We start from the raw sequence: 23,590 nt of genomic DNA, 5'->3' as shown, positions 1-23,590 counted from the left end.
AGGATGGAACAGGGATCGAAGAAGGAGGGGAAACCGGCCTACTGGGCAGCCTGGAGCCAGGTTCGGCGTGCGTCATGACGTTTCCTGGGAGGATGTGGAGGAGGACAGGAGCAGTGGTGCGATATCGAACGGGTCGGGCAGGTACCCCATTTCCTGCATGAGGTCAGGCACCCGTTGCACTCGCTCGGGACGCAGAGATCTGGGATAGGTGCCAAGCGTGATGATCTGCGCGTCCGCCGGGGAGATAGCTGTATAGGTGGGCAGGATGTTCGTGACGGCCTTGCGGTCGGCGGCGAGTCGCTGTCCTTCTTCCAGCACCCGCCTCAGGGCGGCGGCCGTCCGGGGGTTGTCCTGAACCCAGCGCGCGGTGGTTCCCCACCCGGCGATGGGGAAGTCCGCTGTTGGGCCGGCTGCGGTGTCGGCCAGGGCGACGGCGCCGTCTTTGATACCGGCCGCGCTGATGAACGGTTCAGTCATCCACGCGCCGTCGATGCTGCCTGAACGTAGGGCAGCAGACATGTTGGGCAATGGAATCTCGACCCAGGAAACGTCGTCTTGCTTCAGGCCGTTGACACGGAGAATCTCCGTGGTGGTTAGCGTGGCGATGCTGTGGGTGGTAGGGACGGCAATCGTCTTGCCCTTGAGGTCAGCCACGGACTTGATGGGCGAGTCGGGCCGGACCATCACCATGAAGGTTTTGCTTGTTGCCTGGTAGGCGTCGCACAGGAATCGCAGGTCCGCTGTTTTCTGTGCGACAGAGGTAACAGCGGTGACGTAGTTGATGATGCTCGCGTCCATGCGGCCGGAGAGCATGACGGGGATTGCCAGGGCGGCCCCTTGGACCATTTCCAACTGGACGGACCGAAACCCTTCCCGAGTGAAGATTCCCGCTCGTTTTGCCAGGTAGAGGCCCGCGACGTCGGGGATGGGCATGACGCCGATCGTGATGTCGGGTTTTTCCAGGCGGGCGGTGGCGGCGGGGTCAGGGACCGTACATCCCACCAAAAGCAACAGAGAGAATGCAGTGAGTAATCGTCTGAGGGTGCGCGAAGGCACAACAACTCCAAGAAGGGGAAGGGCGAAGATGGCGGTCGCCGTCTCCGTAACGCGGTGACCCGGCATCCTCCGCAGGGTGAAGACACCAGGCCGCCGCGGGCTTACTCCTGCTGCGGCACGACGCTCCTGCGGCGCAGCCGGGCGACGATCCTGGGCGCTATCACGGCCACGTCATCACCAAGCGGCTCAGAGGGGCGACGGGGGTCCTCGGCGCGCCACGTGTACTGCCCCTGCGGGGAGCACGAGATGGTCAGGCCCTCCACGCACAGCGCGGGTGCCCCACCGTCGTGCACGATCTCGGCGCCGACCCCGCGCTTCTGCAGGGCGCCCTTCAGTCGCTGCAGCCCCCTGTTCACGGCGGCCACCGCGGCGAGCTGGGCGTGAGCGGCCGTGCCCGGCAGAGGGATCACCGGGCGGCCCGTACCGGCCAGGGCCACCCGTCGGCCGAAAAGGCGTCCTTGCCCGCGAGGAGGAGGCTGTCGATCGGAGTGGGACGATGAGCATTAAAAACGGCGATCACGGCTGTTTCCTCACGCCGGATGTTTTACTACTCGCTCTCCCGATAGCCCAGCCGGGATCCAAAGAGTTCAAAGCGGCCAGATAATCTTCAGAGAGATTTCCGGCGCGAAAATTTCTCCGCTGGCGTGATAGCCACCTCCGGAAATCAAGCTCTCCTAAATCGGCCGGGTCAATTCTCCTAGGGAGAGGGCCGTGCTTATTGACGTAATCTTTGGCAGCTTCGAGGAAGGTGTACCATCTGTCCCCCCTGACGGACCACACCATCCCGATGCTGTTCAGGAGTGCTATCTGCTCAGGGGCAAGCTCTCCCTTGCCGTATGCGGTACGCTGCGCAGCAAGCCACATATGGAGCTTTATCCCATTTTCTGTCCGGAAATCGGGATCGGGTTCCAGATGCCCGTGCTTCGCGAAGAAATCACGCGCCGACTCGTAGTTGGCGTCCCAGGGCGACATGGTTTTGTCCCAGGCTGGGTCAAGGGCCTCCAAGTCCAGACGCCGGTCTTCGGAGAGCTTTCCTTGACGCGCATAAGAACGCTGGCTGGCCAGCCATAAGCCTAGAGAGACGCCGTCTTTCCGCCATTTTAAGGGGACACCCACCAGAGTGCCGTGCTCCTGAACATAGGAGCGAGCTACTTCCAAGGCGCGGTTCCACCGAAAATCCACCCGAGACCAGATCATGCCGATCTCGTCAAGCAGGCCCACACGTTCGGGACTAAGCTTGCCCGCATTGTATTGCGCCGCCTGAAACTTTACCCAGGCCCCCAGGTGAAGGCCTGTTTCCGTCTGGAAGAAATGATCGACATTCAGATTTCCGTGCTTCTGGAAATACGCACAGGCGACGCCGTAGTATTCATGCCAGCCGGAGGAGGCCGCCCTGATCACGCGCACTTGGACCGCTTCGGCGAACCCCTCGGGGATCGCTATTCCCGACAGGGACAACCAGGTGGGGCGCAGACCGGAATCAGCGGGACTGCCGAGAGGGTCGCCGCGGCCTTGACGAACTCGCGCCTGATCCAGGTAGCCGGCCAGGCGGTCGTCCTGGGCACGCATGGCGCAGATGACTCGCCAAACCTGATCGTAATCCGACCCCTCCAGCGCTGATGCGGGGTCCTCGCCCGGCCCCAGGAAAACGGGGACGATGATGCGGGCCACCTTGTCGCGGCGTTCTCCAGTACGCAGCGCCCGGCCAACGGCCTGCACGGTGTCGATCACGCTGTTACGGGGTGCGGCCAGCACGATGGCGTCCACCGCCGGAGCATCCACTCCCTCGACGAGAACCCGGGCATTGGACACCACCCGCACTTCCCCGTCATCGTCGGGTGAGGCGCTGAGCTTCTCCAGCACCGCGTGGCGCACGGCGGCCTCCTGACCACCGTGAATGTGATACCCCGACACCCTGGCCGGGCGGTGCTGAGGATCCATGATCGCCCATGTCCGAGGCAGAGTCATCGACCACACCCTGGCGTCATTCACCCGGTTGTGAAAGGTGATGATGCGGCGAAGGTCATGTTCACTCGCGGCACGCAACACCGCGAGTTGGGCCGCCAGCGTCCTGGCGTCCACGGTGGTCCTGTCGAGCCGGAACCGAGGCCCCTGTCCCTGGCTCTTCTCCTGTTCCAACGTCAGGCGGCGGACCTCATCGTCGGTTATCAGCGGCACGACGATCTCGTAGTCCGCCAGCAGCTTTCGCTCGATCGCCGTCGAGGTCGGCAGCTTGAAGACTACCGGCCCATAGATGGACTCATCGTCCATCGACACCACAAGGTCGTCGTCGCCGCCGCTCGTCAGGATCTTGCGGGTGGCGGTCATGTACAGCCGCCGCCGGATGGGCACGACCGCGTCATCGTGGAAACCGGCCCAGGCCCGGCCGGCGCGGCCCGCAGTGCGGTGCGCCTCATCGGCGATCGCCAGATCCCACGGCGCCAGACCGTGCGCGGCGTGAGCGGCGGCCAACACGGGCAGGCTCTGGTAGGTGGCCATGACCGTCACCCGCCCCGGGCCCGTGAGGGCGTCGGCCAGCGCAGCCGGTGAAGTGGTCACCTGCGCGCCCTCCACATCCAGCGTGGCCGCGCGCCGCGTCAGCACGTGAGGATCGGAGCACACGGCCGCGACACGGCCCAGCGCCACTCCGCCGTGCCTGGCGAAGGTCCGCAGGATCTGCCCGACCAGCGCCAGGGACGGCACCATCACCAGCACCCGCCCCTGCGGGGCAAGCCGGGCCGCGGCCTGGGCCGCCACGCGGGTCTTGCCGGTGCCGCAGGCGGAGTCCGCGGTGGCACGGCCGCCGTGCCGCAGCGCTGCCTCGATGGCAGCCACGGCGACTGGCTGGTGAGACCACAAATCATCATCGAAGACATCAGCCATGGACGGTTCTTTCATCTCTGGTAAGGAGACTTTCCGATTAGGGGCTTTTCGGCCAGGCGGTGCGGGCCGACCAAACGGAGAGATCGGCCCGCACCGCAGCCGCACGCGTTCAAGGCGTGCTTATGAGGGCGCGGTGGCTATGAAGGTCCCCGACCGGCAGTCATTGGACCTCTTGGGCGCGCTCACCGCACCCGTCCCCGACGGGGGATTGCCAACCATCCTGGGCAGATCGAAGTCGGATAGTTAGCTTTGAGCGAGGCGGTCAGGAGACCATGGCGCGCTGTTCCTGCTCTTCCTGCGTGGAAACCGCAGCACGCAGTTCGTCTTCGGTGTCAGCGTCCACCGTGCGGCGGGCCTCTTCCGAGTTGAACGGCCTCTCTCGGCTTGCCCACAGCCTTCCTGCGTCGCTGCGGAACACCCGCCAACCGGAAATTACCGGTATGGTCGCCACCAGATCGCACCTCCTTGCGATCGAGGACCTGTCCGGCTCGGCCTAAACGGCCGGCAGGTCCGTTTTTTACGAATCAGGCCTGGGTGGGTCGAGACAACGTCTCCATGTCCGTAATCACCCCTTTTGTGGCGCCCGCAATGTGACCCTCGTCTTCTTTGGGCTGGCGAGAGCGCCTTCACATGACATAATCGGGGCACTTCAAGGGGTGCGCATAGATCTTTTTCTTGCCAAAGTAGATGGCAAAAATGGAAAAAATAGAGGAGAAGATGTGGCTCGACGTCAGGGTGACATCGACCCTTCGAAGTCCCCTACGCACGCGTTCGGGGGAGTTCTCCGCCGGTGGAGGGACTTGTGCGGTTTGTCCGTTAGAGAGGCTGCTGGTCAGATGATGATCACAGACTCTGTGCTCTCCCGGTGGGAGCATGGTGAGCGGCTTCCGCCGAAGGATAAGGTGACCCTGCTGGATCAGCTCTACAACGCCGACGGTGTCCTTGTAGCTCTGCGTCAGGTCGTGAGTGTTGCCGAAGGGGCTCCGGGAAGTACTCTCGAAGTGCGAGTCCCCAACGGCAGAGATGATGGAGACGACATGGAGCGCCGAACTGTTCTCCAACTCCTGACGGCAATGAGCGTCGGGGCAGCTGTGCCCGTTGGGGCCCTAGAGATCATCCGAGACGGTTTCGACAAGTCGGTGGACGCGACCGGAGACTATAGTCTCGCTGACTGGGAAGCCGCCGCTTACCAAGCTGCCTTCGACATCAGAGTCAAGCCCCCTACGGATTTCATTGCCGGGTTGCTGCCTGACTTCGTCGATATCCGCAAAGCTTTGGAGGCGCGTCCCGAGAGTGACAGGGCCGGACTTCAGCGAGTCGGTTCCCAATTCGCGGCACTAATGGCCATGGCGTTGGTCGAGACCGGCCAGTTCGCAGAGGCCCGCCGGTGGTGGAGGTCGTCCAGGACCGCAGCGGACGCCAGCGGCGATCTCGACCTGCGCGTATGGGTTCGTGGCAGGCAAGCAGCGATTGAAACGGACATGCCCGGCTATACAGCCCCTCTCGTACTTCGGCTTGCTCAGGAAGCCGAGCATCTCAGCGGGGGCAGGTCCAGCGTAGGAGTAGCGGAGGCCTGGATTGGTCGTAGCGTTGTCATGGCGCTGAGCCCCGTACCGGGCGAGCCGGTTTTGTCGGCTGAGCGGGTCCTTGGCCGGTACGACGAGATAGGCGCCGAACTGCCTGAGTTCGCGATTCGTGAAACGAAGGCCATTTGGGGATGGCCTTCGGAACGTCACTTTGGGACCCGAACGAACCTGAGCGTCCTTAGTGGGGCTGATGATGCTTATGACCAGCTCGCCCGGAAGCTTGAAACGATAGGGGTGGGGGGCGACCAGCGGGCGATAACGGCTACTCGTCTCGCTCAAAGCACGCTGCTGGTCAAGGAACGGCCGACTGAAGGGCTCGATCAGGCACTGCAGGCGTACACGGCTCTGCCCGCTGAGCACCGTACTACCACCATCAAATGGTGGATCGACCACTTGATGCGGCAGACCCCTGACCATGCTCGGGCTCTACCGGCAGTACAAGAACTGAAGGCGTTGACTGCTTGATGGTGAGGGTTCGGCGTCTTCGCCGGATCCTCACCGCATTTCAGCTAACGCTGTCGCCCAGGGGTGACGTGAGTGGCAAGCGCTGGTCGATGATGCGGACCCGTTGCGGGTTGACGGTGCGTTTCAGCAGTTGAAGAGGCTGGCCGGTGTCGTTATAGGTGACGCGCAGGAGGTCGAGCACGGAGCTGTTGCGGCTGATTCGAAATTGTGCCGCCTCCTGGGGGGAGGCTGGGCGAACGTTGATGCGCAGGTCCATGACGCCGTTGGATCGTTCGATGTCAAAAGCATCGGCTTCGTGTAGGGCCTTGGATACAAAGGTCTGATCCAGGCATACGACCAGCCCGCCAATGTCGCCGTGTAGTTCCCAGGTAATGATGGGAACGCCTGGCGTAAGGTGCAGAAGCTGGGTGATTTGCTCGGCCGGGTTGTTGTCGTCGCGCATAGTCTGCGGTGTCAGGCGGCCGGTGGTTCCAGCTCGGCGGCAGGCGGCTGCCCACGCGGTGGGTTCGTCGCGCCGCTCGATGGCCATGGGGACTTCAATGGTGATAGCCGGCCGCTGGACGATCATTCCTCTGTTGGCGACGCGCCAGACTAGTCCTTCTTCCTTGAGCGCCCGCATCACGGTGGTGATGACATACCTGCCTACGCCGTAGGCCTGCATCAGATCTTCTGTGTGAGGAAGCGGCTCGCCTTCCGGGTGGGTGCCGTCGAGGATCTTGGCTCGGAGGTCGGCAAGGACCTCGGGAAACCGCGCTGTGGGCACGGGCGGGTCCTCCTCCGTTGGGTGCTCGGGCTGGCGTTGATCGTATTACGGGTGGCGGGATCGTGTCTCACCTGCGGGCTTGACAGTGATCGTCTAGTGCTGCAGCATGGCTATCGTGATCCTGTTTACTAGTAAACAGAGATTGCCAGGGTGTGAAAAAACGGCTCTCCGCTCCACCGGAAAGCCGCTCACTACGAGTTTTACGGGCCCCACTTGGACTCCACTCCAAGTGGGGCCCTAGATCACCAAGGTCTCTTCCCCTCGCGAAAGGACTTGAGACCCGATGTCTAGCCACATCGTGGCATCGCCGCATGGCGTTGTCACATCCGACGCAACTCCTGACCTTGACGCGGTCCTCTTCGCCCTCAAGGCCAAATGCTGCCGGGCCGGGATCGACCCTGACGACTGGTACCCACTTGACGAACGCAAGGCCGACGACGAGGACTACGCCCGTGGGCTGTGCTCCGGCTGCCCCTTCACAGGACTGAACGGCGCCTGCCTGAAGCGGGCACGGACGATGCCCTTCGACGCCTGGGGTGTCATCGGCGGCACTACTCCCACGCAGCGTCGCAGCCTCGGGATCGGCACCTACGAGGTGGCAGCGTGAGCATCCTCGCTCCCAGCCCCGAGCGTGAGCGCGCCCGGCTCGAAGCCGAGCAGCTCCGTATCCAACAGGCAGAGCTTCGTGAAGCTGCCCGACGCAAGCGCGAAATCGAGGAGGCTGAACACCGCGCCGCCCTGTCCGAGCGGGCGGGCGAGCTGGCCGAGCAGGAACAGACCCGGACCGTCGCTGAAGCCGAGGCCGAAGCTGAACGCACCCGCGCAAAGTGGCGGAAGCGGCGCGAAATCTGGAGCGAGCGGACGCGGACGGCCGGCCGTCTAGCCGTCATGTCGATCACCAACCTGGGAGTCAACGGCGTCGCTGTGTCCGGGCAGACGATGTCGTTCATGCAGCGCGGCCTCCCATCGCTATGGGCTGTGATCGCGGCCGGAATCATCGAGTCGGTCGCGGTTTACGTCTCCTGGCACGCACACGTCGCGTTAAGAGAAGGAGACGCAGCCTGGACGACCCGGATGACCTCCTACCTGATCGGTGCGGGCGCCGGGTACCTGTCGTACACGCACGTGCCGGACTACCCCGAATTGTTCGCTGCCTGCTCGCTCGCCTCACCGTGGCTGTGGTCGATGCACTCTCGGCACTTGCACCGCAAGGACTTGCGGGAGAAGGGCCTCATCGACCCGCGGGCACCGAAGTTCTCCGTGCTTCGGTGGCTGCTGCACACCCGGGAGACGTTCGCGGCCTTCAAGTGGGCGGTAAGCGAAGGAGTGCAGGCGCCGCACATCGCAGTTGAAGTGGTGCGGACGCGTTGGGCCGACCACGAGGCGCGACGGTTGGTGGACGAGACACAGACGGCGGTGGTCGCCGCGCAGCGGACGCAGCTGGAGCTTGCGCTGACGCACCTCGCAGCCCTGTCCGAAGAGGCGTACGGCGCGGACCCGGACGCGCTGGTAGCCAAGCAGACGATCGCGCGGTTCGTGAATCAAGTCGGGGCCGGAATGTTCCCCATGTACCGTCCACTGACTGAGCTTCGTCCAGTCGGCGAGGACTCGATCAAAGACCGGACGGACGGCAGGCAGACGACGGCCGAACGGCCTCGCTGGGCCTGGCTCTTGCTGCGCAGACGAGCGGCGGACGAGACCCAGACGGACAGCGGGCAGGCGGCCTCCGACAGACCTAAACGGAAGCGGACGAACGGCAGACGGGCTGACCTCGTAGACATGTTGCCGCTCGGGCGGACGATCCTCGCTGAACACCAGAAAACCGGCATACGGCTGACGCGTGACCGCCTTGCCGAAGCAATCAAGGCAACGGGACAGACGATCAGCAACGAACGTGCCGGGGTGCTGTTGAAGTGGCTCCAGGCAGACAGCGCGCCTGCGGTAGACGAAGCGGACGAGACCGGATCACCCATGCAGACGAAGACGGTGTCGGACAGCGGACCGTCCGGCAAGAACGACGCAGACGAAGACAGCTCGTTCGCCGGCGATAAGGAAAAGGACTGATGATCCAGACGGTCGAGCGAGCTTGCTACCTGCCTATGTGGGACGACGCCACCGAGGAGTTCCACAACGGGTGGTTGACCTACCGGACGGACGACCCGTGCTTCGTCCGTTTGGAAATTGAGGACTGGCCTACCCCGGTGGTTGCGCCTCGTGCCGTGCTGCTGGACGGCCTGGACGGACGGGCTGAATGCTTGTCGAAGCCAGACCGTATCGCCCTGCGGGTCGAACCTTCCTCGGACGGTAAGTGCGCGCTGCTCGGAATCACTCAGGGGGACCTGCTTCTGGCGGTGTTCCGCGTTTCCGCTGACCTGCTCGCGAGATGCGTGACCCCTCTGTACGAGCTGGTGCCGGATGGAGAGGAGATGTCCCGGATCAACTGGGACGTAGTGATCACCAACCTGATGGTGTGACTGAACGTGACCAGGGGCGGGGCCGTGTTCAACGCTGATCAGTGCCGCAAGTCACTGCAACGGCGCGACCCAACGCGTGCAGGTGCACGTGTGCGCACGTGCGCGAGATCGTATCACGGCCCCGCAATTCGTAACTATCCGTGACGACCGGGGGAATCGCATGCCCATCAAACCGACCCGCCGTCAGGGACGCAAGACGCGCTTCCACGCCCAGATCAAGGGCGCGGCGAGCCCGAAGGCCGCGTTCCACGAAGCCGTTCGCTACCTCACGGCGGAACTCGCCGACATGCACAACGCCGACGAGACCGAAGGCGATCGGCTCTACGCGTTCTACGCCGCCGAACTGCGGTGCAGCGCCGACGACGTCAACCGTCAGAGGCGGTGACCATGCGTAGCATCCGCTCCCCGTACCTCACCGACCAGCAGCCGAAGACCGAACAGCCGGACGACAGCGGCGAGCAGGCCCAGCCCGCCGCTGAGGCGGACGAACAGGTCGCCCCAGTCGTGCCCCTGCGCAACGGCCAGCCGCAGACACCTGCCAAACCCTCAGCGCCACGCCTAGACCGGTTCGTCGAGTTCGTCCAGGGCCCGCTATCGGACTGGATCTCTCGTGAACACCCTTCCTACATGCCCTCGCCCATCACGTTCGTCCGGGAGCGGTGGTCGCCGTCCTGGCTACCGGACGACGCCGGTCTCATGCTGTGGGCCTGGCGAGTACTGCTGCTGGCCCGAGCGCTGCTCTACACGGCGTTCTACATCCCCGCCATGACGATCTTCCTCCCTGAGCTGACCACGGCCGCGATCGTCGCTTACCTGATCTTGCGCTTCTTCACCTGAAGGGACCTTCACCGTGGACAACCTGCTCGTCGGGCTCGGCGGCGTGACCGCCCTGATGCTGGCGTTCGGCATCGGCCTCATCTGGAAGAGGACCGCGCCGAAGTTCACCGCCTGGTGGATGCTCGTCGCCGGAGTCGGCCTGATCGGCACCTTTTTCGAGACCGTCATTCGCTCGGTCACCGGCCGCCTGCACCCCATCATTCCGTCGATCTTGCTGGGCGTCTGTACAGCCATCTGGGTTGCGGACGTGTGGGGCAAATCGAACAAGGTCGGCCGCGCCACAGCGATCGTCGCCCCGTTCATCCCCACGCTGATGGTCGTCGCCGCCATCACGGTCTTCGGCATCAACACTGCCGACCTCGGCCGCGACGCCAAGAAGACATGGCAGGACACCATGACCGCCACCATCGAGAGAGGCCGCAAGTGATCACCGTCATCCTGCTGCTGGCCCTGTCCGGAGCCATCACCGCCGCTCTGGTGAGGCGCCCCGGAGCTCGCGCCGCCACCATGGGCGGGCTCCGGGCCGGGGCGGCGCAGGCCGACCTCGAATTCCGCAAAGGCTTCACCGCCGCACGCACCCACTACGACCAGGCCCAGAAGTACCTCAACCGCCCGACCACGTCTGGCGCCCCACCAGGGCCGCGCAATCTCCGCTGGTGGACGTCCCTCACCTTCGGAATCGTCGGCGGCACCACCGCGGCAATGGCGGGCGGCACCTACGGGCTGCTCAAGGTGCTTGGAGGTGCCATCCGTATCGGTCGTCAGACCGTCGCGGGCGCCCGTCAGGCATACAACGACTACCAGGCCACCCGCGAGATCGAAGAAGCCGAAGTAGTCGAGGAGGCAGAGGAGGAAACCCAGCCGACCGAGGAGGAAACCCCGGAGGAGACGCCCGAGCTGTCGGCCGCCGCCGACGACCGCGACGAGAAGCCCGTCATCGACCTGACCGCGTACGACACCACCGAAGGGATCACCGTGAACGCCGAATTCACCAGCTTCGCCCAGCTCAAGCACGACCACGAGACCGCCAACGCCGACATGAACCAGATCGCCGCCGCTATCGACGGCCAGGTGGCCGGCCTGCTGCAGAAGAACATGGGCCGCGGCGAGCTCATCACGGCGATGATGGCCGCGCACGAGACCGCCAAGCAGCTTGCCGACCAGCACCAGCGGATCGCTGACCTCACCGCCGCCCAGTCCAACGTGGCGGAAGCCCACGCGGCGGTCGGCGGCGTGAACAACGTGGCCGACAAGGAGGCGTACGCGGGCGGCTGACGCTCGCCTACGCCCAGCACGGTCCACGAAAGGAGCCGTCATTGTCCAAGGCCAACCAGAAGACGCCGACCGATGAGGTCGCCCGCACCGTCAAGCGGGTCGCGTTCCGCCAGCGGTACCGCATGGTGATGGCGGCTCCATTCGCATGGCTAATTGCGCTACCACTATCAGCAGCGATTCATCTACTGCCAGTGCACCCAGCAGCGGCCGCCCTCATCGCGGCGGCCGCGGCCGCAGTCCCGATCCGCAAGGCGGTCCAGGGCCGCCAGAACATCACCGCCGCGGTATTCGGCGCGGCCTGGCTCATCGCCGCCACGCCAGTCGGTCCCACAGGACTGGTGGTTGAAGGCGGGGTGGTCGGCTGGCTGGTGTTCGCGCTGCTGCACTGGAGGCGCCACCGTCGTCTACCGGTTCCCGGCCGAACAACGCCGGTTGAGGAACCCGAGATCGTCGTTGAGCAAGTCGCGATCGACCCCGAGCTGGAGCGCATCATGCGCCTGTTCAACGAGCGACTGGCCGCCAAGGGCAAGGCGTTGAACGGCATGAGCCTGACAACGCCCAAGAAGATCGACGCCGGATACCGTGCCGAGATCCGTGCGATGCCGGGAGAGAAAGAGACGAAGGACATCATGCAGGCGGCCGGAAAGGTCGCCTCCGCGTTCCAGACGACGACTCAGCTCGCCGTGCTGGAGGAGGTGTCGTACGGCGACAACAGCCGAGCGATGTTCACCCTTCTGAAGGGCGACACGCTGGCCGAGGTCCGCCGGTTCGAGGACCTACAGCCCCGCATCGGCAAGGACGGACGCGCGCACATCGGCTACTTCTACGACCTCACACCAGCACACTGGGCGTTCTTCACGAAATCCGGCGGCATGCGGCACGGCATCATCGTCGGCGACTCCGAAGCGGGAAAGTCCCGCTCGGTGGAGACACTGCTCGGACTCGCCCACCTGTCCGACCAGCTCGCCACGGTGCTGCTCGACCCGCAGGGCGGCTCCATGCCGGACTGGAACGGCAACACCCACCGCTGTGCCCTCGGTGAGGACGACTGCGCGAACGAGTTGGGACTGTGGCACTGGGTGATGCGCCGCCGCGTTCACCACCTCGCTCGCATCCCCTGGACGGACGAGGACGGCGACGAGCGAATCGGCAAGACTCACCTCGTGCCCGGCGATCCTGACGCCAGCGGCATGACCGGAATCTTCTTCATCCTGGAGGAGGCGCCGGAGCTGCTGACGCACGACGTCCACGGCAAGAGGGCCGTGGCCACGCTCGCCTCCGGCGCGAAGACCTGGCGCAAAGGCGGCGGCGGGATCGTCCTGGTCGCCCAGGACCCCAACATGACCGAGCTGGGCGGCTCGGTGACGCTGCGGGCGCAGCTCCGCAAGAACGCGTGCGCGCTGCGGACGCAGACACCCGGCGCGGCCTATCAGATGGGACTCCCGCACGACCCTTCACTGCTCCCGGCGACGTTCAAGAACGGGACGCTCACGCAAGGCCTGGCCTACCTGTCTGGGATCGACCGGCGAGCCGCGCTCATGCGGTGGCTCTACACCGAGAAACCGAAACTCATCGCCCGCCAGCCCGCGGCCAGCCAGATCGACGACCTGACGATGGGCTGGATCGAGGAGTACACCAGCGCAAAGAAGAACGGGCGCGAGCCACATGCAGACAAGCGCGCGACCGCAGGAGAGGAACCGCGTTCGACGCCGGGCGATGTGAAGGCAGCGATCATCAACGTGCTCGCCAACACGGAAGGTCTGACTCTGGACCTGGGGGAGTTGCTGCATCTCGTACTCAAGCAGCGAGTGATAGCACCGCCGAGCGAGATCCATGCGCAGCTCAAGAGGCTCGTGGAGGACGGCCGGGTATGGCCAGCCAGTAAGGACGGGGAAGTGGCGTACGCCCTGCCCGAGGAACTTCTGGAGCGCCTAAAGATCAAATGAAGGCGACTGTTGTCTTGATCATTTAATCGAAGTGGCTGGTCGGCGGCTTGAGGTCCGTGAACCATGCAATGCAGTAGGTCGGCTACGGCTGCTGTGCCGAGAGCCGTAGAGAGGTCCTTGGCGATGAACTGCCCCAGTTCTATGACCGTCAAGAACCAACGACTCTGAGCAGCTGTCGCGCTGGGTCTTTGAGAAAGGTCAATGTCACTGTGCCGGTAGTGCACCCCTGATCACGAACAACTACTGTTCGTATCTGTTCTTGCACCATGTGTAACTCTGGTTGGAGTTCCATGCCCTCACGCACGCTGCTGCTCACCACCGCAGCCCTGGCCCTCGCCCTGACCGGCGCCCCCGGCTCGGCCTCGGCCACCTCATCCCCTACCCCCGACCGCCCCGCCACCGCGCCACAGCAGGCCGCCGCCCCCGGCGTGCTTCTGCACCAGGCGGTGGCCGACCTGCCGACGGCCGTCGAGGACCGCACCGGTTACAAGAGGAGTTCTTTCCGCCACTGGATCGACGCCGACCGAAACGGCTGCAACGCCCGGGCCGAGGTTCTCCTGACCGAAGCCGTCACCGCGCCCACCGTCGAACCGGGATGCCGCCTCGTCGGCGGGACCTGGTACTCCTACTACGACGACCAGACCGTGGAGGGCTCCGCCGGGCTGGACGTGGACCACCTGGTCCCGCTGGCCGAAGCCTGGGACTCGGGCGCTTCGGCCTGGACCGCGCAGCAGCGGCAGGACTACGCCAACGACCTGGCCGACGACTACCACCTGGTCGCGGTCACCGCACGGTCCAACCGCAGTAAGGCGGACAAGGACCCCAGCCAGTGGCTGCCGCCCTCCGAGGGCGCGAGGTGCCGGTACGTCGCCGAGTGGACCGCGGTCAAGCGGAACTGGGATCTGACCGTCGACGAGCAGGAGAAGGCCGCCCTGACTGCGCTGGCCGCCGAGTGCCCCGACGTGCCGCTGCCCGGCCCGGCCGAGCCGCAGAGCCCGTAGCCGCCGGCCGTTGGTGATCGCCGGTGGCGAGCGCACGCCGTCGGCTTCGGCGTGACCTGCCGCCCCACAACCGGCACAGCCCTTTTCGTGAGCCCTGACCGTGGCCGATGAGCGACGGAGGAAGCGATCGGCGGCCGAGATCGGCGAAGGCCGCACGCCGACCACCTGCGAACACATACCGAAATCATCCGGACGCCGAAAGTAGCGACCTGGTGGTCCGGATCTTTACCCCTACCTCTCCCGACAGAGTGGAGTTCTTCCGTGTTGTTGCCACACCGATCCCGATCCGCGCTCACCGCGCTGGCCTACACCCTGGCGGCGTTGCTGACCGCGTCGGCCGCGCAGACGGTGACCACCACGCCCGCCCACGCCGCCGACGGCGCGCACCAGGCCGTCACGCAGGCCGCCAACACGCCGTGCGTCCGCCAGGGCCAGCGCGCCTACCCCGTCGAGTACTACTGGCGGAACATCATCGGCGTCCGGCTGGGCAACGGGAACATCTCGGTCACCACCTCCCCGTCCCTGTGGGGCGGCCAGATCACCCCGGGCGGCACCTTCACCCTCACCCTGCGCCACCAGACGGCCCGCTGGCCGCTGGTGGTGCGCTCCTACACCACCACCTGGGACCTGACGTCCCTGCGAGCCAACGCCGACATCATCGGCGAGACCGGAACCGGTGTCGTCAACGGCAACACCCTGTCGATCACCTCGCCGGGCTCCAAGACCGACCCGGCGGCGAAGGTCATCACCTTCCGCGTCAAGCAGGGCACCGTCGGACGGAACATGACCATCCGGCCGACGGGCATCAGCAGCGTCATCGCCCTTCCCGGCCAGCTCGGCAACAACACCCAGGCCCCGCCGATCCGGATCGTCAGCGGCCAGACCATCTCGCCCACCAGGGCCGTCAACGACACCGCCACCACCGCCGAGGGCACCGCCGTCACTGTGCCGGTCCTGGCCAACGACACCGCGACGGCGCCGGCCATCACCCGTGTGACCCAGCCTCGCCACGGCACCGCGACGATCTCCGGCAACACCGTGATCTACAAGCCCACCCCCGGTCTGGGCGGCACCGACACCTTCACCTACACCATCACCACCGCCTGCGGAACCAGCACGGCCACGGTCACCGTGAACGTCACCTGCGCCCGCGAGCCCATCAACCTCGTCAACGGCAGCTTCGAGGCGCCACAGATCACCAGCGGGTACCAGATCCTGCCCGACGCCTCGACCAACCCGGCCGTCGGCTGGCGCACCACCGCCACCGACCACCAGGTGGAGCTGTGGCGCTCCGGCTTCCAGAACGTCCCGGCCGCCGAAGGCCAGCAGTTCGCCGAACTCAACGCCACCCAGCCCTCCGCCCTCTACCAGGACGTACCCACCGTTCCCGGCACCACGATGACCTGGTCGCTCTACCACCGGGGCCGCCTCGGCACCGACGTGATGCGCGTGCTCATCGGCACCCCGAGCGCGACCGTCCCGCAGACCCCGAACGGGGCCTCCTCCCCGGACATCTCCGACGGCAACACCGCCTGGGGCCACTACACCGGCACCTACGTCGTGCCCGCCGGGCAGACCGTCACCCGCTTCGCCTTCGAGTCGGTCTCCGCCGCCGGCGGCAACCCGGCATTCGGCAACTTCCTCGACGGCGTGGTCTTCCAGACCCCGCCCTGCCGCCCCATGGACTAAGCCTGCGACGCTCCGTGACCCGGTCGGCCGGACCATGCCCTGGACGGTGACCGGAGCATGACTCAAGCCCCGGCCGGACCGTGACACCGAACACGGCCGGGGCCACCAACCCCTGGCCCGTCTCGCTCACCGCGCCCAGGCCGAGGAGAACACCTCTGCCTGGATACCGCGCAACCCTTCACTGACAGGAGTCCCGTGTGAGATCTCGCTACCGGACCGCCGCCGTTGCCGCCGTCGCGGCTATGGCGCTCTCCCTGATGGGCACCGCCGCCCCGGCCCAGGCTGCCACCGGCCAGGTCGTGGTCTTCTCCAGCGAATTCCAGCCGCTGACCATCTACACCGACCCCACCGGCTGCCACAAGCTGCCCATCGCCGCGCACTCGGTGAACAACCAGACCGACACCGCCATCAAGGTGTACGCCGACCCGCTCTGCCTCATCCAAGAGGTGGCAACCATCCGGCCCGGCTACGGCGCGCGCGTTCAGCCCGGGACCGGGAGCTTCCGCGCCTGACCGAACACCTCATGCCGCCCCCTGGGGAGCCGCCGAACCAGCCCAGAGATCAACTCTCTACTCCTGATTCCCGGACTCGGCTTCCGTGAGGGGGTCCCGGTAGCACCCCGTCGGCTGACCCCGCTCTGCCGCCCCATGAACTAACACGCGCGCAACCGACAACCCTCCGGGGCGGCCCGCACACCAGCAGTGGGCCGCCCCGGGGTATTCCATGAACGGTCTTCACCGCCACCCGGCCGCGGAGACCCCGGTGAAGGAGCCTGTCCGTGAAACCACGTGTCGTCATCCCGATGCTGCTCACCGCGGCGCTGTCGCCACTCTTGCCGCCCGCCCCGGCCCTCGCCCAGCCGCTGGCCGCCGTCCAGTCCGTCGTTCAGGCCGCCCGGCAGCAGGCGGTACAGGCCGCCCTGAACGCGATCGTCGCCGCCGGTGCCCCCGGCGCCCTGGCCGAAACCTACGACGAGAACGGCCGCTGGAGCGGCACCGCGGGCACCGGCGATCTGCGTACCAACGCCCCCGTTCCGCGTAACGGACGCTGGCGCATCGGCAGCGTCACCAAGACCTTCGTCGCCGCCGCGGTCCTCAAACTCGCCGACCAGGGAAAGATCGCCCTGGACGCCTCCATCGGGCGGTATCTACCAGGGCTGCTTCCCCGCCAGGACGAGATCACCGTCCGGATGCTGCTCAACCACACCAGCGGCGTCGCCGACTACGCCGCCACCTTCGATCAGACCCCGGCCGGGCTGCGCCGCCTGGCCGCCACCACCTACACCCCCCGCCGGCTGATCGGCCTCGGCACCGGCCAGCCGCCCACCTCCGACCCCGGAGGCCGCTGGGCCTACTCCAACACCGGCTACGCCGCCCTCGGCCTGCTGATCGAGAAGATCACCGGTCAGGGCCTGCCCGTCGTCCTGCGCACCCACCTGATCGTCCCGCAGGGCCTGCGCGGCTCCTACCTGCCCACCACCGCCCGCGGTATCGCCGGTCCCCGCCCCCGTGGCTACATGCGCGACGAGAACAACCGCCTTGAGGACATCACCGCCTTCAATCCCTCCAACGCCTGGGCCGCGGGCGCCCTCATCTCCACCGCCTCCGACGTCAACCGCTTCTTCGACCGGCTGCTCCACGGCCGGGTCCTGTCCGCCGGTTCACTCGCCCAGATGAAGCGGACCGTCCCGGTCGCCCCCGGCTTCGCCTACGGCCTGGGCCTGATGAAACTCACCCTCACCTGCGGCACCACCGTCTGGGGACACAAGGGACACATCCCCGGCTACGCCACCTACAGCTTCCACAGCGACCACCGCGGCATCACCGTCGCCGCCACCGCTCTCCCCTCCCCGGATGACGCCTCCGTCGACCAGGCCATGAACCAGGCGCTGAACGCCGAGTTCTGTAGCTAATGGATGGGCTCGCCGTGGCGGCGGTGGCCTCTGTGATTCTCATCGCGAGCGGAGGCCTGGCTTCCCTGAGGGGATATTGAACCGAATTGTTCATCATATTGATTAATCTGTATAAAGTGTGCCATGGTGGAACGGATGGTGCATTGACGGGGCTGGGAAAAGTGTGGAGGGCCGCGATGAAAGAGGGTCATCTGACCCCAGATGATCTGGCGGCGCGGCTCCGCGTGCCGAAGAAGACGATCTACAAGATGAACTCGGATGGGACGGGCCCGGTGTACATGCGGATCGGCAAGTATGTTCGCTATCGGGAAGTTGACGTGAGGGTTTGGGAAGACACGCGGTACGTGCGGCAGGGGGCTAGCTGAGCGGAAGCATCCTCTCTACGTGTGGAAAACGGCCCGGCATCGGTGACGATGCCGGGCCGTTATGTTCCGGTTCTGTTCCGCTAGAGGACGAGAAGGAACGAGAAGTAACGAGCAAAGACGAGAAAGTTTCCCCAGCTCAATGCCCGTTCGTGGAAAGGCGGCCAAGGTCGGAATACGCTGTGGTCACATGAACAAGCTGTCATTGACCGCGCTGGCCTCCCAGCAGCTCGACCTCGCCCGCGCCGCGTCGAGCGGGCGCAGCGCGCACACCGTGTACGGCGGGCACGAGCACTCCCTCCGCCAGACGCTGATCGCGCTCGACGCCGGGCAGCGGCTCGGCGAGCACGAGAACCCCGGTGAGGCCACCGTGCACGTCCTGCGCGGGCGGGTCCGGCTGAGCGCGGGCGACGACTCCTGGGACGGTTCGGCCGGTGACCTGCTGATCGTGCCCGACGCCCGGCACGACCTTGAGGCGGTCGAGGAAGCCGTCGTCCTGCTCACCGTCTCCCTCAGCCGCCAGGGCTGGGACGCCTGAGAAAAAAGTTCGCCCGCCGTGTCGATCCGCCGTCACGCCGTTCGACCTGTGGGTGAGAGGGCCGAAGGACGGCCCCGACAGCGGAGGAGACCGGAGATGGCGAAGTACATGCTGATCATGAGGGGCACGGACGAGAGCCTCGCCGAGATGATGAAGACGCCCTTCGAGGAGATGCTCGAAACGGTCGGGCGTTTCAACGACGAGTTGATCAAGGCGGGCGTGCTCGTCGCCGCCGAGGGCCTGGACGACCCGGCCCAGGGCGTGGTCGTCGACTTCAGCGGACAGACGCCGGTGGTCACCGACGGCCCGTACGGCGAGACGAAGGAGCTGTTCGGCGGCTTCTACCTGATCGACGTGGCCTCCAAGGAGGAGGCGGTCGAGTGGGCCAGGCGGATCCCCATGATGGCCGGCGCCAAGTGTGAGATCCGCCGGGTGCCCGGCATCGACGAGTTCCCCCAGGACAACGAGTGGGTCGCCAAGGAGCGGGAGTGGCGCGAGCGGACCGGCCAGCTCTGACCGCCGGGACGGGCCCAGAAGACGAGCGCGGCAGGCGAGCGCGGAAGACGAGCACAGAGGATGAGCGCGGAAACAGTGGGTGAGCCGGTACGGCGGGCCGTCGAGGCCGTCTGGCGGATCGAGTCGGCCAGGATCGTCGGCGCGCTGGCCCGCTACACCGGTGACTTCGCGCTGGCCGAGGACGTCGCACAGGAGGCGGTCGCCGAGGCGCTCGTCGCCTGGTCGCGCGAGGGCACGCCGGACAACCCGGTGGGCTGGCTGCTGACGACCGCGCGGCGGCGCGCCATCGACGGCTTCCGCCGCGGAGCGGCGCTGGGCGAGCGCTACGCCATGCTCGCCGGGCAGCTCACCGAGGGGGAGGCCACCTCGGGCGCGCGGGTCCCGCCGGACCGGGACGACCTGCCGTGGGATCCAGAACGGATCGACGACGACGTCCTGGCGCTGATGTTCGTGGCCTGCCACCCGGTGCTCTCCCCGGAGGCGCGGGTGGCCCTGACCCTGCGCGTGGTCGGCGGCCTGTCGAGCGAGGAGATCGCCAGGGCGTTCCTGGTGCCCGTGCCGACGGTCCAGGCGCGGATCACCCGGGCGAAGAAGACGATCGCCGCGGCGGCGGTGCCGTTCGAGCTGCCGCCGCCGGAGGATCGGCGCGAGCGGCTCGGCGGCGTCCTGGGCGTGCTCTACGTGATCTTCACGGAGGGCTCGACGGCGACGGCCGGTGACCACCTGCTGCGCACCGACCTCGCCTACGAGGCGATCCGCCTGGCCAGGACGCTGACCGCGCTGCTGCCCGCCGAGCCGGAGGCGCACGGGCTGCTCGCCCTGTTCGAGCTCACGGCCGCGCGTTTCCCCGCGCGCACCGGCCCCGACGGGGAGGCGGTGCTCCTGGAGGACCAGGACCGGCGGCTGTGGGACCGTTCGGCGATCCGCCGGGGACTGGCCGCCCTCACCCGCGCGGCGGGGGCCGGGCGAGGGCTCGGGCCGTACGGGCTCCAGGCGGCGATCGCCGCCTGCCACGCGTCGGCCCCCTCGGTCGCGGAGACCGACTGGAGACGGATCGTGATCCTCTACGAGGCGCTCGGCCGGGTGGCGCCCTCACCCGTCGTGGAGCTCAACCGCGCGGTCGCCGTCGCGATGGCGGACGGGCCGGGGCAGGCGCTGGGCATCGTGGACGACCTGGCCGTCGCCGGTCGCCTGCCGGGTTCGCACCTGCTGCCGGGGGTGCGCGGCGAACTGCTGGCCAGACTCGGCAGGGCCGCCGAGGCACGCGCGGAGTTCGAACTGGCCGCCCGCCTGTGCGGCAACGTCCGCGAACGGTCGGTACTGCTGCGCAAGGCGGCGGCGCTGCCGGGGTGACCCGGTCCGGCGGGGGCGCTCAGGCGGCCAGCAGGGTGCCGCGGCGCCAGACGGCGCGGATGTCCAGGGTCGCGGAGATGTCGGTCGTGGGGTCGCCGTCCACGAGGAGCAGGTCGGCGCGGGCGCCCACGGCGATCCTGCCCCGGTCGGTGAGGCCGAAGCGGCGTGCCGTGACGCTGGTCGCGGCACGCAGCGCCTCGACGGGCGTCAGTCCGGCCTGGACGAGGTAGCGCAGCTCACGGTGGAGGCTGGCGCCGTGGGCGACACCGCCGAGGAAGGGCAGCGGGAAGGCGGCGTCGGTCCCGGCGAGGATGTCCACGCCCGCGTCGCGCAGGGCGCCGACCGTGTCCAGGACGTCCTCCAGCCTGCCCTGGGGGTAGTGGCCGTAGCAGCGGCGCAGCGTGGTGAGCCAGGCCTCGTCCAGGCGGGAGCCGACGCGCGGGTCCTCGGCGAGGTCGGCGCCGGTGATCCCCGTCATGGAGGCGTTGAGGACCACGCAGGGGACGACGAACGCGCCGGAGCGGGCGACGAGATCGATGATCTCGTCGTCGTGCGGCCGGTCCATGAACAGGTGGGCCAGGCCGTCGACGCCCGCCTCGACGGCCATGCGCGTCGCCTCGACGGTGAGGACGTGGGCGAGGGTGAGCATCCCGTGCCGGTGGGCCTCGGCGACCCCGGCGTTCAGGGTCGCCTGGTCGAGCATGGGCAGGCCGGGGTGGCCCTCGACCGTGCCGTCGTCGACCATGAACTTGATGTAGTCGGAACCCGTCTCGACGAGCTTCGGCACGAAGTCCCTCGCCTCCTGAGGGGTGGTCGAGAGCGGCTTCACCGGGGCCTGGCCGCCGGTCGGCCCGCCGGCGGGGCCACTGTCGCCGAAGTGCGTGCCCGGTGGGAACAGCTCGCTGGGGTGGCCGCCGGGCGGGGTGATGGCGAACCCCGCGGAGCGTACGTCGGCGAGGGCGTCGTCGCCGTCGAGGCGGGCCCTGTTGGGCTTGGTCCACAGCCCCTGCATCTCCAGTTCGGTCGTGACCCCGAACCTCAGCGCGAACGCCAGCGCCTGCTCGGAGGTGTGGACATGGGCGTCGATCAGGCCGGGCAGCAGCGTGCCGCCGCCCGCGTCGACGACGTTCGCCCCTGCGGGCACGTCGCCTCCGACGGCGGTGACGACCCCGCCGTCGATCACGACGGTGGTCTCCCGCAGAACGTGTTCGCCGTCGAAGACGCGGGCGTTGGTCACGGCGGTCATGGGCACTGTGCCTCCCTGGGCGGTGCGGACGGTACGGGCGGTCCGGGTGCCGCCCGTGCCCAAGAAAATACATGACTAATGGCATGCATGTGCGTGTCATAAAGCATATGTATGTTTGTTTGTCGTGAAGGTTAGGATGTCTCCATGACCAGCGGTGACGATATGACCCCGGAGGAGGAGGCCCTCCTCGACGGCATCGGGCCCATCTTCGCCCGGCTGCGGCGGCGCGTGCCCGCCTCACGCAGGGACGCCTCCCGCAACCTGGTGCTCAACATCGTCGCCGACAGCCGCGACGAGATGACCGTCGGCGGCGTCGCCGAGGAGCTCGGGGTCGACCAGTCGGTCGCCAGCCGCATGGTCTCCGACTGCATCTCCTCCGGATACCTGCTGCGCGCCGCCTCGCAGGAGGACGGCAGACGGACCGTGCTCAAACTCACCCAGCAGGGCGCCGACCTGCGCGAGTGCTTCGCCAAGGGGCAGCGCGAGGCGTTCGAGCAGATCACGGAGGGCTGGCCGAGGAGGGAACGGCTCCAGTTCGCCAGGCTGCTGCTCAGATACGTCGAAGACGCGGCCCTCCTGCGCGAGCGGGAGCGAACCTAGGACCTGTCTGGCAATTCGAAGTCGCGGAGCCAGAGCATGACAGATGCCAGGGTGACGCCTGCCGGGTAGCGGGCGGCCAGATCCACGGACCCCTTGTCAGGAGGCGGGGTAGTCGGCGCTGAGGGTGAGGTCGCGCCAGGTGTCGAAGGTGGTCCTGAGGGTGCCGAGACGGGCGGAGGCCACGTCGTAGGCGGCCCTGTCCAGCAGCAGGCGCAGCGGCGGCCGCTCCGACCCGACGGCGGTGATGATCGCCTCGCTCGCGCGGACCGGGTCGCCGGGCTGCCTGCCGTACGTGGCGAGGGTCGAGGCCCGTCGCGCGCCCGCCGTCTCCGCGTAGTCGTCGATGTGGACGCCGGACTGACGCATGGAGGGGCCCGACCAGTTCGTCCGGAACGCCCCGGGCTCGACGATCGTCACCCCGATCCCCAGGGGGGCGACCTCGGCGGCCAGGATGTTCTTCGCCGCGTTCACATCCCGGTCATGAACCACCCCGCAGGGGCAGGACCACTTCCGGACGTTCAACGGCATCGACCGCTGGACGGTCCCGCATTCGGAGCACATCTTCGATGAGGGGAACCATCGGTCGATCTTGGCGAAGTGGCGACCATAGCGGGCCGCCTTGTACTCCAGCATCCCGACGAAGGACGCCCAGCCCGCGTCATAAACGGACTTGGCGAGTCGGGTACGAGCCATGCCGGACACGGCCAAATCCTCCACGTACACCGCTTGGCTGTCGCGGATGATCCGTGTGGAGAGTTTGTGAGCCCAGTCCCGGCGAGCATCGGTCACCCGGGCATACGCTCTGGCGAGCTTGGCCCTGGCCTTGGCCCGGTTCGTGCCTCCTTTGGCCTTGCGCCCGAGGTCTCGTTGAGCTTTCTTCAATCGCCGCTCGGCCCGGCGCAGGAAACGCGGGTTTCGCACCGTACGGCCATCCGAGACTCGGGGCTCAGGCGCTCGCGGCGGGCGCGCAGGAACCGGCCGAGCGGGTTGTCCCGGGCCGTGGCCGCGCCCGTGGTCTCAGGGTCCATGTCTTCGAGGCCAGGCCCGGCGCCGGGGCTGAAGGGGGGCCGTGCCACTCCCCACCCTGA

25 protein-coding genes and 1 pseudogene are annotated in these 23,590 nt (G+C 67.0%); 18 read left to right on the top strand and 8 right to left on the bottom strand.

What is annotated here, in order from left to right; genetic code table 11:
• Positions 1-72: 72 nt before the first annotated feature.
• The 4 genes from ABZ470_RS26225 to ABZ470_RS26210 all read right to left on the bottom strand — a co-directional run bounded on the left by ABZ470_RS26225 (position 73) and on the right by ABZ470_RS26210 (position 4,390).
• Positions 73-1,056 carry an ABC transporter substrate-binding protein gene (locus ABZ470_RS26225; RefSeq protein WP_362914493.1) on the bottom strand — a complete coding sequence of 328 codons (984 nt, stop codon included), beginning with the start codon at positions 1,054-1,056 and terminating at the stop codon, positions 73-75.
• Positions 1,057-1,157: 101 nt separating this feature from the next.
• Positions 1,158-1,466, bottom strand: a complete 309-nt coding sequence (locus ABZ470_RS26220) for a hypothetical protein (protein ID WP_362914491.1) — start codon at positions 1,464-1,466, stop codon at positions 1,158-1,160.
• 106 nt (positions 1,467-1,572) lie between these two features.
• The gene (locus ABZ470_RS26215; RefSeq protein WP_362914489.1) at positions 1,573-3,954 is read right to left on the bottom strand and encodes a Helicase associated domain protein; all 2,382 of its coding nucleotides are present in this window, start codon (positions 3,952-3,954) and stop codon (positions 1,573-1,575) included.
• Positions 3,955-4,201: 247 nt separating this feature from the next.
• Positions 4,202-4,390, bottom strand: a complete 189-nt coding sequence (locus tag ABZ470_RS26210) for a hypothetical protein (protein ID WP_362914487.1) — start codon at positions 4,388-4,390, stop codon at positions 4,202-4,204.
• A 139-nt stretch (positions 4,391-4,529) separates the two neighbouring features.
• Here ABZ470_RS26210 and ABZ470_RS26205 point away from each other — a divergent pair, with 139 nt between their 5' ends.
• Positions 4,530-5,990: a helix-turn-helix transcriptional regulator gene (locus ABZ470_RS26205; protein ID WP_362914485.1), complete on the top strand. Its 1,461-nt coding sequence runs from the start codon at positions 4,530-4,532 to the stop codon at positions 5,988-5,990.
• A gap of 40 nt (positions 5,991-6,030) precedes the next feature.
• Here ABZ470_RS26205 and ABZ470_RS26200 read toward each other — a convergent pair whose 3' ends face one another.
• On the bottom strand, positions 6,031-6,753 hold the full coding sequence (locus ABZ470_RS26200) for a GntR family transcriptional regulator (protein ID WP_362914483.1): 723 nt from the start codon (positions 6,751-6,753) through the stop codon (positions 6,031-6,033).
• Positions 6,754-7,051: 298 nt separating this feature from the next.
• Here ABZ470_RS26200 and ABZ470_RS26195 point away from each other — a divergent pair, with 298 nt between their 5' ends.
• From ABZ470_RS26195 to ABZ470_RS26120, 16 genes are all read left to right on the top strand, one after another.
• Positions 7,052-7,360: a WhiB family transcriptional regulator gene (locus ABZ470_RS26195; RefSeq protein ID WP_362914481.1), complete on the top strand. Its 309-nt coding sequence runs from the start codon at positions 7,052-7,054 to the stop codon at positions 7,358-7,360.
• Positions 7,357-8,817: a hypothetical protein gene (locus tag ABZ470_RS26190; RefSeq protein ID WP_362914479.1), complete on the top strand. Its 1,461-nt coding sequence runs from the start codon at positions 7,357-7,359 to the stop codon at positions 8,815-8,817. Before ABZ470_RS26195 ends, ABZ470_RS26190 begins: the two co-directional genes overlap by 4 nt.
• Positions 8,817-9,227: a hypothetical protein gene (locus ABZ470_RS26185; RefSeq protein ID WP_362914477.1), complete on the top strand. Its 411-nt coding sequence runs from the start codon at positions 8,817-8,819 to the stop codon at positions 9,225-9,227. Before ABZ470_RS26190 ends, ABZ470_RS26185 begins: the two co-directional genes overlap by 1 nt.
• A gap of 160 nt (positions 9,228-9,387) precedes the next feature.
• Entirely contained in the window at positions 9,388-9,612 is a 225-nt protein-coding gene (locus ABZ470_RS26180; protein ID WP_362914475.1) for a hypothetical protein, read from the top strand.
• A gap of 2 nt (positions 9,613-9,614) precedes the next feature.
• Positions 9,615-10,064: a hypothetical protein gene (locus tag ABZ470_RS26175; protein WP_362914473.1), complete on the top strand. Its 450-nt coding sequence runs from the start codon at positions 9,615-9,617 to the stop codon at positions 10,062-10,064.
• A 13-nt stretch (positions 10,065-10,077) separates the two neighbouring features.
• The gene (locus tag ABZ470_RS26170) at positions 10,078-10,491 is read left to right on the top strand and encodes a hypothetical protein (protein ID WP_362914472.1); all 414 of its coding nucleotides are present in this window, start codon (positions 10,078-10,080) and stop codon (positions 10,489-10,491) included.
• Entirely contained in the window at positions 10,488-11,339 is an 852-nt protein-coding gene (locus ABZ470_RS26165; protein WP_362914470.1) for a hypothetical protein, read from the top strand. Before ABZ470_RS26170 ends, ABZ470_RS26165 begins: the two co-directional genes overlap by 4 nt.
• Positions 11,340-11,380: 41 nt before the next feature.
• Entirely contained in the window at positions 11,381-13,285 is a 1,905-nt protein-coding gene (locus ABZ470_RS26160) for a hypothetical protein (RefSeq protein ID WP_362914468.1), read from the top strand.
• A 290-nt stretch (positions 13,286-13,575) separates the two neighbouring features.
• The gene (locus tag ABZ470_RS26155) at positions 13,576-14,286 is read left to right on the top strand and encodes an HNH endonuclease family protein (protein WP_362914466.1); all 711 of its coding nucleotides are present in this window, start codon (positions 13,576-13,578) and stop codon (positions 14,284-14,286) included.
• A 261-nt stretch (positions 14,287-14,547) separates the two neighbouring features.
• Positions 14,548-15,975: an Ig-like domain-containing protein gene (locus ABZ470_RS26150; protein ID WP_362914464.1), complete on the top strand. Its 1,428-nt coding sequence runs from the start codon at positions 14,548-14,550 to the stop codon at positions 15,973-15,975.
• Between the two features lie 197 nt (positions 15,976-16,172).
• Complete coding sequence (locus tag ABZ470_RS26145) at positions 16,173-16,487, top strand: hypothetical protein (protein WP_362914462.1); 315 nt, start codon at positions 16,173-16,175, stop codon at positions 16,485-16,487.
• A gap of 266 nt (positions 16,488-16,753) precedes the next feature.
• Positions 16,754-17,887 (top strand): serine hydrolase domain-containing protein, encoded by a 1,134-nt coding sequence (locus ABZ470_RS26140; RefSeq protein ID WP_362914460.1) that lies wholly within the window; start codon positions 16,754-16,756, stop codon positions 17,885-17,887.
• Between the two features lie 176 nt (positions 17,888-18,063).
• Complete coding sequence (locus ABZ470_RS26135) at positions 18,064-18,252, top strand: helix-turn-helix domain-containing protein (protein WP_362914843.1); 189 nt, start codon at positions 18,064-18,066, stop codon at positions 18,250-18,252.
• 187 nt (positions 18,253-18,439) lie between these two features.
• A complete protein-coding gene (locus tag ABZ470_RS26130; protein WP_352011823.1) occupies positions 18,440-18,787 on the top strand; it encodes a cupin domain-containing protein in 348 nt (115 codons plus the stop codon).
• Positions 18,788-18,883: 96 nt separating this feature from the next.
• Positions 18,884-19,303, top strand: a complete 420-nt coding sequence (locus ABZ470_RS26125) for a YciI family protein (RefSeq protein WP_362776260.1) — start codon at positions 18,884-18,886, stop codon at positions 19,301-19,303.
• A 75-nt stretch (positions 19,304-19,378) separates the two neighbouring features.
• Complete coding sequence (locus ABZ470_RS26120) at positions 19,379-20,656, top strand: DUF6596 domain-containing protein (protein ID WP_362914841.1); 1,278 nt, start codon at positions 19,379-19,381, stop codon at positions 20,654-20,656.
• A gap of 19 nt (positions 20,657-20,675) precedes the next feature.
• On the opposite strand, the gene ABZ470_RS26115 is transcribed toward ABZ470_RS26120, so the two are convergent.
• Positions 20,676-21,902, bottom strand: a complete 1,227-nt coding sequence (locus ABZ470_RS26115; protein ID WP_362914458.1) for an amidohydrolase family protein — start codon at positions 21,900-21,902, stop codon at positions 20,676-20,678.
• A 144-nt stretch (positions 21,903-22,046) separates the two neighbouring features.
• Between ABZ470_RS26115 and ABZ470_RS26110 the strand changes: the two genes are divergently transcribed.
• Entirely contained in the window at positions 22,047-22,502 is a 456-nt protein-coding gene (locus tag ABZ470_RS26110; RefSeq protein WP_352011826.1) for a MarR family winged helix-turn-helix transcriptional regulator, read from the top strand.
• Between the two features lie 441 nt (positions 22,503-22,943).
• On the opposite strand, the pseudogene ABZ470_RS26105 reads toward ABZ470_RS26110, so the two are convergent.
• Positions 22,944-23,441: pseudogene (locus ABZ470_RS26105) on the bottom strand (transposase); the annotation flags it as partial.
• Positions 23,381-23,530: a hypothetical protein gene (locus tag ABZ470_RS26100; RefSeq protein WP_362914456.1), complete on the bottom strand. Its 150-nt coding sequence runs from the start codon at positions 23,528-23,530 to the stop codon at positions 23,381-23,383. The gene ABZ470_RS26100 and the pseudogene ABZ470_RS26105, both read right to left, overlap by 61 nt.
• Between the last annotated feature and the right edge of the window lie 60 nt (positions 23,531-23,590).

The organism is Streptosporangium sp. NPDC020072, from assembly GCF_040631445.1.
Classification (GTDB): Bacteria; Actinomycetota; Actinomycetes; order Streptosporangiales; family Streptosporangiaceae; genus Streptosporangium.
The sequence above is the reverse complement of the archived record's forward strand: the minus strand, read 5'-3'. Positions and strand labels throughout refer to the sequence as shown.